At 63.4% G+C, this 8996-nt stretch carries 14 protein-coding genes; all 14 read right to left on the bottom strand.

All coding sequences use genetic code 11. The features are described from left to right. Positions 1 to 115: 115 nt before the first annotated feature. The 14 genes from ccmI to VZ95_RS07650 all read right to left on the bottom strand — a co-directional run bounded on the left by ccmI (position 116) and on the right by VZ95_RS07650 (position 8938). Entirely contained in the window at positions 116 to 715 is a 600-nt protein-coding gene (gene ccmI / locus VZ95_RS07705; protein WP_045775336.1) for a c-type cytochrome biogenesis protein CcmI, read from the bottom strand. After that, positions 712 to 1167, bottom strand: a complete 456-nt coding sequence (locus VZ95_RS07700) for a cytochrome c-type biogenesis protein (protein WP_045775335.1) — start codon at positions 1165 to 1167, stop codon at positions 712 to 714. Before VZ95_RS07700 ends, ccmI begins: the two co-directional genes overlap by 4 nt. After that, entirely contained in the window at positions 1164 to 1613 is a 450-nt protein-coding gene (locus VZ95_RS07695) for a DsbE family thiol:disulfide interchange protein (RefSeq protein ID WP_052711583.1), read from the bottom strand. The genes VZ95_RS07700 and VZ95_RS07695 overlap by 4 nt, the downstream gene beginning before the upstream one ends. A 91-nt stretch (positions 1614 to 1704) precedes the next feature. After that, the gene (locus tag VZ95_RS07690) at positions 1705 to 3672 is read right to left on the bottom strand and encodes a heme lyase CcmF/NrfE family subunit (RefSeq protein WP_045775334.1); all 1968 of its coding nucleotides are present in this window, start codon (positions 3670 to 3672) and stop codon (positions 1705 to 1707) included. 9 nt (positions 3673 to 3681) lie between these two features. Continuing rightward, a complete protein-coding gene (gene ccmE / locus VZ95_RS07685) occupies positions 3682 to 4158 on the bottom strand; it encodes a cytochrome c maturation protein CcmE (protein ID WP_045775333.1) in 477 nt (158 codons plus the stop codon). Beyond that, complete coding sequence (gene ccmD / locus VZ95_RS22880; protein ID WP_084627643.1) at positions 4155 to 4310, bottom strand: heme exporter protein CcmD; 156 nt, start codon at positions 4308 to 4310, stop codon at positions 4155 to 4157. Before ccmD ends, ccmE begins: the two co-directional genes overlap by 4 nt. After that, a complete protein-coding gene (locus VZ95_RS07680; protein ID WP_045775332.1) occupies positions 4307 to 5020 on the bottom strand; it encodes a heme ABC transporter permease in 714 nt (237 codons plus the stop codon). The genes ccmD and VZ95_RS07680 overlap by 4 nt, the downstream gene beginning before the upstream one ends. A gap of 21 nt (positions 5021 to 5041) precedes the next feature. Beyond that, positions 5042 to 5413 carry a YihY family inner membrane protein gene (locus tag VZ95_RS28070; protein WP_198148162.1) on the bottom strand — a complete coding sequence of 124 codons (372 nt, stop codon included), beginning with the start codon at positions 5411 to 5413 and terminating at the stop codon, positions 5042 to 5044. Further along, a complete protein-coding gene (locus VZ95_RS28065) occupies positions 5385 to 5855 on the bottom strand; it encodes a YihY family inner membrane protein (RefSeq protein ID WP_045775330.1) in 471 nt (156 codons plus the stop codon). The genes VZ95_RS28070 and VZ95_RS28065 overlap by 29 nt, the downstream gene beginning before the upstream one ends. A gap of 16 nt (positions 5856 to 5871) precedes the next feature. After that, positions 5872 to 6663: a gamma-glutamyl-gamma-aminobutyrate hydrolase family protein gene (locus tag VZ95_RS07665; RefSeq protein WP_045775329.1), complete on the bottom strand. Its 792-nt coding sequence runs from the start codon at positions 6661 to 6663 to the stop codon at positions 5872 to 5874. 20 nt (positions 6664 to 6683) lie between these two features. After that, positions 6684 to 6959, bottom strand: coding sequence for a hypothetical protein (locus VZ95_RS07660; RefSeq protein WP_045775328.1), 276 nt, complete (start codon positions 6957 to 6959; stop codon positions 6684 to 6686). Between the two features lie 41 nt (positions 6960 to 7000). Continuing rightward, positions 7001 to 7363, bottom strand: a complete 363-nt coding sequence (locus VZ95_RS28060; protein ID WP_269747077.1) for a sugar transferase — start codon at positions 7361 to 7363, stop codon at positions 7001 to 7003. Further along, the gene (locus tag VZ95_RS26800) at positions 7308 to 8408 is read right to left on the bottom strand and encodes a sugar transferase (protein WP_052711581.1); all 1101 of its coding nucleotides are present in this window, start codon (positions 8406 to 8408) and stop codon (positions 7308 to 7310) included. The genes VZ95_RS28060 and VZ95_RS26800 overlap by 56 nt, the downstream gene beginning before the upstream one ends. Positions 8409 to 8485: 77 nt before the next feature. Beyond that, the gene (locus VZ95_RS07650; protein WP_156995153.1) at positions 8486 to 8938 is read right to left on the bottom strand and encodes a PilZ domain-containing protein; all 453 of its coding nucleotides are present in this window, start codon (positions 8936 to 8938) and stop codon (positions 8486 to 8488) included. Positions 8939 to 8996 lie beyond the last annotated feature (58 nt).

The following is an 8996-nucleotide window of genomic DNA, read 5'->3' as shown; positions in this document are numbered from 1 at the left end:
GCCTCTGCCGGGGCACCGCGCTGTTCGGCGGCGAGCGCCAGAAAATAGCGGGCGCGCGCATCCTGCGGGTCGAGCGCTAGCGCGGCGCGGAACGCCGCTTCCGCTTCCCCGGTAATCAGCCCTGCCCAGCGCGCATCAGCGCTTCGCCCTGGGCTGAGGGGAAGACCGCAAGGGTGGGGAACCGCGCGCGCGCCCCCGCCAGCAGGTTCACCGCCTCTTGGGTATCCTCCTGTTGCAGCAACAGCCCGGCGAGGCGCAGCCACGCAAGCGGCTGACTGCCATCGCGGCTCAAGGCCTCGCGCGCCTCGGCAATCGCGGCGGCGGCGGCTTTCAGCGGGGCGATTTCCTCGGCGCGCGCCGAAATCGGCAAATCCTTTTGCCCCGGCTGCCCGAGCGAGAGATAGAGCCCGAGCGGCACCGCCATCACCAGCGCCACAATCGGCACTGCTAACGCCTTGCGCGGCACCCAGGAGACCGGGCACGCGCCCGCCTTATCCGATTGCAGCAAGCGGCGCTGCAACTCCACCTTCGCCGCTGCCCGCGCCGCATCGGTCAGGCGACCCGCCGCGTGATCGCGGTCAAGCTCGGCCAATTGATCCCGATACAGCACCAACGGGGCCTCCCGCTCGCCCGCAGGAGCACGGCGAACCAAGGGCAGCAGAACGAGCAGGGCCATGCCCGCCGACAGCAGAAGAATCGCAACGAGGAGGCTCACTGTTCGGTCTCCAGACGGCGCAACCGCGCCTGTTCGGCTTCGGTGAGCGGTGCCGGGACAGCAGAACGCTTGGTCGTGCGCCGCGCCCGAATCACCAACAAACCGCCGATCCCGATCAGCAGAATGAACGGCCCAAACCAGAGCAACGCCGTGCGGTCCGACACCGGCGGGCGCATCAGCACGTAATCGCCGTAGCGACTGTGAACATACTCCAGCACTGCCGCGTCGCTATCGCCCGCCACCAGACGACGGCGGACGAGCAGGCGCAGATCGCGCGCCAATTCCGCATTGGAATCATCGATGGATTCGGTTTGGCAGACGAGGCAGCGCAATTGGCGGGAGAGGGCACGGGCGCGCGCCTCCATCGCCGCATCGGGCAGGATTTCATCAGGGCCGAGGGCGGCGAGCGGGCCTGCGAGCAGCACCAACGCCAGGGCCAGACGCCGGATCATTGCGCCAAACTCTTCAGCAGCGGCCGTAGTTTTTCCTCCAGCACCTCGGCGTCAATCGCCCCGACGTGGCGATAGCGGATCGTGCCCGCCCGGTCGATAACGAAGGTTTCCGGTACGCCGTAGACGCCCCACTCTAGCGAGGCCGTCCCCTTGGCATCGATCCCGATGCGCGCGAACGGGTCGCCCAAAGCCGCCAGGAAAGCTTTGGCATTTTCCGGCTTGTCGCGCTGATTAAGGCCGATGATCGTCACACCCTGCTTTTGCAGCTCCATCAAAAACGGATGCTCGGCGCGGCACGGCACGCACCAGGAGCCAAAAACATTCACCAGCAGCGGCGCTTTTGCGGCCAAAGCCTTAATCTCGCCGTCGGTGAGCGGTGCTTCTCCGGCGCGTAAACCGGGCAGATCGGTGGGCGGCACGGGCTGGTCGATCAGCGTGCTCGGCAAAGCCCGGTCGCGCCCTCGGTGAGGCGCAGGCCGAAATAGCCGAGCAGCACCGCCAGCACCAGCAGCGGCAGCGCCGCCAATCCCCAGCGGCTCATGCCGAAACTCCCACGCGCTTTGCGGCGGGACGGGCTTGCGCCACGCCGAGGCGCAAACGTCGATCTGCCAGCGAAATGCCGCCACCGAGCGCCATCACCATCGCGCCGCCCCAAATCCACGGCACCAGCGGGTTATAGTAAACGCGCAAGGCATAGGCCCCGGTTTGAGCATCGCGGTCACCGAGCGCCAGATAGAGGTCGCGCAGCCCATTGGTGCGAATGGCGGTTTCGCTGGTCGTCATCGGCGGGCGGTTGAATTTGCGGCGCGACGGGGTGGCGGTGGCGATAATCTTCCCGTCGCTGCGGATCGTTACCGTTGCCCGTTCGGCGATGAAATTCGGCCCCTGCACGGGTTCAACTTTATCGAGGGTCAACTCGAACCCGGCAATGCTCATGCTCTGACCGGGGGTGAGCGCGCGGATCGAATCCTGCTGCCACAGATCGCCACTCATGCCGATGATGCTAATACCAAGCCCGGCGTGGGCAATCACCGCGCCCAGGGCACTGCGCGGCAATCCCCGCCAACGCGCCCACGGGTTCGGGCCACGCAGCCGGTCGACCAGATCGGTCGCCGCGCCAAAGATCAGCCAACAGCCGCAAAAAATACCGATGGGCGCGAGAATCGGCCCGCCTTCGCCCCAGGCATAGGCGACCCCAGCGGCGGCCAGCGCCAGCACCGCTGCCACGCGCAGGCGCAGCAGAATGCTGACCACATCAGCGCGCTTCCACGGAATCAGCGGCCCCGCCGCCATCACCAACACCAGCGGGATCAGCAGCGGAATGAAGGTTGCCTGATAATAGGGATTGCCTACCGTCACCGTGCCAAGGCCCATCGCCTCCAGGAACATCGGGTAGAGCGTGCCGAGAAACACCGTTACCAGCGCCACCGCCAGCAGCACATTATTGAGAATCAGCGCGCCTTCCCGGCTGACCGGCGCGAACAGCCCGCCGCCGTCGAGCGATCCCGCGCGTAAGGCATAGAGCAGCAGCGCCCCGCCGACGATCACCGCCAGCAGGCCGAGAATGAAGGCCCCGCGCGTCGGATCATTGGCGAAAGCATGCACCGAGGTAATCACGCCCGAGCGCACCAGGAAGGTGCCGAGAATCGAGAAAGCGAAGGCGATAATGGCGAGCAGCACCGTCCACCGCTTCAAACTATCGCGCTTCTCCACAACGATGGCGGAATGCAGCAGCGCGGTTGCCGCGAGCCACGGCATCAGCGAGGCATTTTCGACGGGGTCCCAGAACCACCAACCGCCCCAACCCAACTCGTAATAGGCCCACCAGCTCCCCAGCGCGATCCCCAGGGTAAGGAAAATCCACGAGGCCAAGGCCCAGGGCCGCACCCAGCGCGCCCAGGCCGGATCGACGCGGCGCTCCAGCAAGGCGGCGAGCGCAAAGGAGAAGGTCAAGGACGTGCCGACATAGCCCAAATAGAGCAGCGGCGGATGGAAGGCGAGGCCGGGGTCTTGCAGCAGCGGGTTCAAACCGCGCCCTTCGATGGGGGCGGGCGTGAGCCGGGTAAAGGGGTTCGAGGTCAGCAGGACGAAAGCGTAAAAGCCCAAGGAAATCAGCGCCTGTAACCCCAGCACGCGCGCGCGCAAACTGGCGGGCATCCGCCCCCCGGCAAGGGCCACCGCCGCCCCGAACAGCGCCATGACAGTGATCCACAGCAGCATCGAGCCTTCGTGATTGCCCCACACGCCGGTGATCTTATAGAGCAGCGGCTTATCGGCGTGGCTGTTCTGCCAAACATTCTGCACCGAAAAATCGGAGGTGACATAGGCGTGCATCAGCGCGCCGAAGGCGATGAGGCAGCCCAAGGTTTGCGCCAGCGCCGCACTGCCGCTAAACGCCATCAGAAACCCGTCGCGCCGCTGCGCGCCGAACAGCCCGAACCCGGCCTGGAGCGCCGCCAGCACGCCAGCGAGAATCAGCGCGTAATGACCGAGTTCGACGAGCATGTCTCTATCCTATTTCGGCGCGGGAGCAGTGCCCGGCTTCCACTGCCCGGAGGCTTTGATCGCTTCCGCGACCTCCTTTGGCATGTAATTTTCATCGTGCTTGGCCAGCACTTCACTGGCGACGAACAGGCCATGCCGATTGAGGCTGCCTTCCGCCACCACGCCTTGCCCCTCGCGGAACAGATCGGGCAGCACGCCCTTATAGGTCACGGTCACGCTTTCCGCCGTATCGGTGACGCGGAACAGCATCGTCGTGCCATCGCTCTGACGCTGGACCGAGCCTTTTTCCACCAACCCGCCGAGGCGGAAGCGGCGTTCCGGGATCACTTTGCCCGCAACGATATCGCTCGGCGTGCGGAAGAACACGAGATTGTCGGAAAAGGCCGTGAGGATCAGCGCGGTCGCAACGCCGAGCCCGCCAAGCCCGGCGACCACAGCCCAGAGGCGGCGGCGTTTGGCGGTTTTGGCGCGGGAGGTGAGGCTCATCGCTTGGTCTCCTTCAGGCTATCCCAGCGCGCCCGCGCTTGGCGGCGCTGCCACAGGGTCAGCCCCAGCAGCCCGGCGAGCGTGACGGCAGCCAGCCCGTAGGAGGTCCAGACGAAGACGGCATAGCCGCCCATAGCCCAAAAATCGCTCACGATAGCCGCTCCTCCGCCGCTCGGATTTTGCGGTCAAGTAAGGCGGTTTCAAGGCGCAGAAGCAGCAGCGTGATAAAAAAGCCGGTAAAGCCCAGCGCCATCAGCAGCAGCGGGCGCAGCATCGTGCCATCCATCGACGGGCCGCCCATCTTCAGCACGCTCGCCGGTTGATGCAGCGTATTCCACCAATCTACCGAAAATTTAATGATCGGCAGATTAACCGCGCCGACCAGCGCCAGAATCGCCCCAGCCCGCCCGCCACGCTCGGGATCGTCAAAGGCATCGACCAGGGCGATATAGCCCAAATAGAGGAAGAACAGCACCAGCACGGAAGTCAGCCGCGCGTCCCACACCCACCAAGTCCCCCACATCGGTTGGCCCCAGAGCGAGCCGGTCACGAGGCAGAGGGCGGTGAAGGCCGCGCCGGGAATGGCGGCAGCCCGCGTGGCAAGCTCCGCCAACGGATGCCGCCAGATCAGGGCCACGGCGCTGGAGAGCGCCATCGAGGCATAAACGAACAGGCTCATCCAGGCGGCGGGCACGTGGATATACATAATCCGCACGGTTTCGCCCTGCTGGTAATCGGCGGGCGAGTTAAACAGCGCAAAATAAAGCCCCAGCGCCAGAAACAGCACCGTCGCCCCGGCGGAAAACGGCAAAATCCGCCGCGCTAAACGCTGAAACCGTGCCGGATTGGCAAAACGGTGCATGGAAACCTTCCCCTAATGCCGTCAGCGCGCCGAAGCCTCGGGCTGGCCCCGCGCCTCAAGCCAATCCTGCGCCTCGGCCGCAACCGTGCCGCCAACGAGGATAAGAACCCAGAGGATGAACACCCAAAGCTGCAACAAGGGCAAGGCCGCCAAGGCCCCATAGATCAAATTCTGAATCGGCGCGGCGGCGATATACCAGACAAAGATCCATTTGGCGACGGTCAGCGCGAGGGCTGCGACACTGGCGCCAATCGCGCTCGCCCCCATATGCACGCGCCGAGCCGGGAAGACGGTGAACATGAAGAAAAAGGCAATGAAGCCGATCAGCGGCGTCACCCCGTGGCGCACCCCCGCCACCCAAGGATCATCGCCGCCCAAAATCTGCGTTCCCACCGCCCAGCCGCTCGCCGCCGCCAGCAGCGGCAAGGTGATGACGGTGGCAATAAAACGCCAAAAACCGCACCGCCCAGGGCCAGTGCCGATCCGTCCGCCAAATGGCATTGAAAGAGGTTTCGATTTCCAGAAGCAGCAAAAACACCGACACGCCCAAAGCGGGCAGCAAAAATGTCGGTAAGGAAGCGGCATTGCTGATGAAGGTGGTCAGTTGCTGGTCGACCGTATCACCCACCACCGGCACGAAGCTGCTGACAATCATGCCGCGCGCCTGCCCGATCCAGGCACCGATTCCGTCGAAGCGGGCGGCCACGCCAAACACGAGAATCGCCAGCGGCACCAACGTGAGTAGCGTTGTGAAGGCGAGCGACCCCGCCAGAATCGCCACCTTCTCTTTCGAGAAGCGCGTTACAACACTTTTGCAAAAAGCCAGCGCGATCATCCCGCCGCAGCGCCCATTAGGTCCGCCGCCGCGTGCCGGCATAGGCCCGCGCGGCGTCGCCAAATGCCCCGAACAGCGCGAGCGAGAAAGGATTCTCGCGGACTTTGAATTCGGGATGCCATTGCACCGAGGCGGCAAAGCTTTCGGTTCGGGTCACGCGCACGCCTTCGATGGTGCCATCGTCGGCCACGGCTTCCACCTCCAGCCCATCGGCCAACCGGTCGATGGCTTGCCAGTGCAGGGAATTGACCGTCAGCCGCCGCTCGCCGCCGTTGAGTTGCTGAAACAGCCCACCTTCGGTGAGCGTTACCGCGTGCGAGGGACCATATTGAATATCGAGATCAGTCGTCTCCGGCGCGCGGTGATCGAGCCGCCCCGGCTGCTCGTGCACGCGTTGATGCAGCGTGCCGCCCAAAACCACGTTCAGCTCCTGATGCCCCCGGCAAATCGCCAGGAGCGGAATGCCCGCCGTCAACGCCGTCAGCATCAGCGGCATCACTGTTGCGTCGCGCGCTGGATCGTGCAGCGTGCCGTCGGCCGATGGTTCGCCCCCGTAGAGATGCGGCTCCACGTTGGAGAGGCTACCCGTAATCAACAACCCATCGAGACAGCCGACGACCGAGCCGATGTCGAGATCGTCGCCCAGGGCCGGAATGAGCAACGGCAAACCGCCGAGCCCCTCCGTAACGCCGCGAATATATTTCTCGCCGACCGTATGGGTTCGGCTGCCGTCGACCGTGCGAATACAGGCCGTCACCCCAATCAGCGGGGGGCGGGGAACGGGGCTCGTAACGCGACGTTGGGCCATGAAACGCTTTCTCCTAACCGCTATCGACGCCGAATGATAATTGTCCGCAGCCGGTTTCGATTGGCCAGGGCGAAAATCAGCCCCCCCACCAGCAAAACCGGCACCACAAAGGCCAGAACCGTGAAAAAGCTCGCCACCAACAGCAAGGCCCCGGCGATCACCGCCGCCAGAACGCAGAAGCCCAGAATGATCCGCACGATTTGGCCCAAACCGCCGGGCGACCGCCGCCGATAGGGGCCGTTCCCCGGTTCGATCAGGATCTCGGGCTCATTGCCCGACCCAGTATACCGCCCCATGCTCGTGCTCCTTTGGCCCAACGCTCCGTGTCGCGGGCCGATCAATAGGCATTCCGGTTCACAAAGCCGACAAAAACGGTCATCAACAGGATTTTCAGATCGAGACTGAGCGACCAATTGTCAATGTAGTACAGATCATATTGCACGCGCATACGCATCTTTTCCGGCGTATCGGTCTCGCCCCGATAGCCATTGACCTGCGCCCAGCCGGTGATGCCCGGTTTAACCCGATGCCGCCCCAGATACCCGTCGATTACGGCAGCATAATGCTCGTTATGGGCCACCGCATGCGGGCGCGGGCCGACGAGCGACATGGTACCCTGTAAAACGTTAAAAAGCTGTGGAAGCTCATCCAGGCTCGACTTGCGCAAAAAACGCGCCGATGCGGGTAATGCGCGGATCATTGCGCTGCGCCTGCGGAACCGATGGGTCCGGGTTCGGATCGTTGCGCATCGAGCGGAACTTGAACACGGTGATGTCGTTATTATTGAAGCCATAGCGCTTTTGCCGGAACAGCACCGGGCCGGGGCTATCGAGCTTGACCAGCACGGCGATCACCGCCATCACCGGCAGGGCGAGGATGAGGAAGATCAGCCCCAGCACGCGGTCCTCCACCCCCTTCAGCACCTGCCCCCACGCCCCTAAGGGCCGCTGGAACACGTGCAGCAAGGGCAGGCCGCCGACGGTGGAATAGCCGCGCACGGGCAGATTGAAGCGCAGCGTATGGGCACAGAATTTGGTATTGATCGGCACGTCGCGCAGCTTCGCCAGCACGCTCGCAACTTCCTCTTCCGACCGATCGATCATGGCGATAACGATTTCATCGACGCGCTCTTTGCGCACGAGGCGGACGAGATCTTTCACCGAGCCGCGATAGGGCACGCCTTCGATGGTGGTTTCGCCGGGGTCGAGCGTATCGAACACGCCCACCACCTGCACGTAAGGATCTTGGCGCAACTGCTCCAGCACTTTGCGGCCCAAATCGCGCGCGCCGACCAGAGCGATACGGATGGTGAGATCCCCATGTCGGCGCATCCGGCGGCGGCGGTCCCAAATGAACACGCGCGTTACCGTGAAGCAGGCCAGCACACCAAAAAACCAGCGCATTGCCCAGGTCGGATTCAGCCATTCGGCAATCTCGGTCACGAGGACAAAGGCGAGCACCGCCAGCCCCACCATCGTCCAAGCTGCGGCAAGACGCACCACTTGCAACGAGGTCGACGCCAACACCACCGGGCGGTAAATGCCCGCGACATGGGTGAAATTCGCAGTCAGGAGCGCCGCGAGCACAATGATCTGATGGTAATAATGCGGGGCGCGCAGTGTATCGTTCTGAAACCAGAACAAGACATAGGCCACCACCGCCACCAATAGAATATCGGTCAGACGCAGGAGACCGGCGATCAGCGTGGTCCGATCGGAAGCAGGAAACGCGCGAACGTCACTCATAGCCAGGGGGGCGCACCAAACAGGAGAAAGAGAAGCTCACCGGCAGCCCGCAGACCGCCCGTTCAAGCCCGGACGGACTATACCGCTCGCTGGGCGTGCTGTTTCATCAAATTCCGGAAAAACTCCAAGGCATCCATTGTAGAGCGGGTAAAGCGCACGGCGAGGGTTTTATGGCGCGAGTCGAAGCGCACCACCCGAATGGTCGCCGTATAATTGCGGTCGCCGCCGACCAGACAGAAATTGGCCTGGGTTTCGCCCCCCTGATCCAAATCGCCATCATAGCCCGCGATCAACAACCCACCGATGGACCAATCGATCGTCGTATAAACCTTATCCGCCAGCTTTACTTGCAATTTTGGCTCGCTGAACCGCGTGTAGTTGCGCTTTTCGCCCTTCGCCACATTGGTAATCTTCGGCATCGCCTCCGCTGGCTTTGCCTTCGACGGCCCGTCTTGACGGTGGCCGCCGGTCATCGAGATCAAATCGATCTTTTTCAGAACGAGATCTTTAAAACGTCTGCGTCGCGCCAAGCTCCATCGCTTTCAGCAAATGCTCTTTTGCGATTTTAACGGCTTCTTGCTTTTTGCC

This window comes from Elstera litoralis, assembly GCF_000963705.1.
Lineage (GTDB): Bacteria > Pseudomonadota > Alphaproteobacteria > Elsterales > Elsteraceae > Elstera > Elstera litoralis.
Note: the sequence above shows the minus strand (reverse complement) of the source record. Positions and strands in the feature narration are given on the sequence as shown.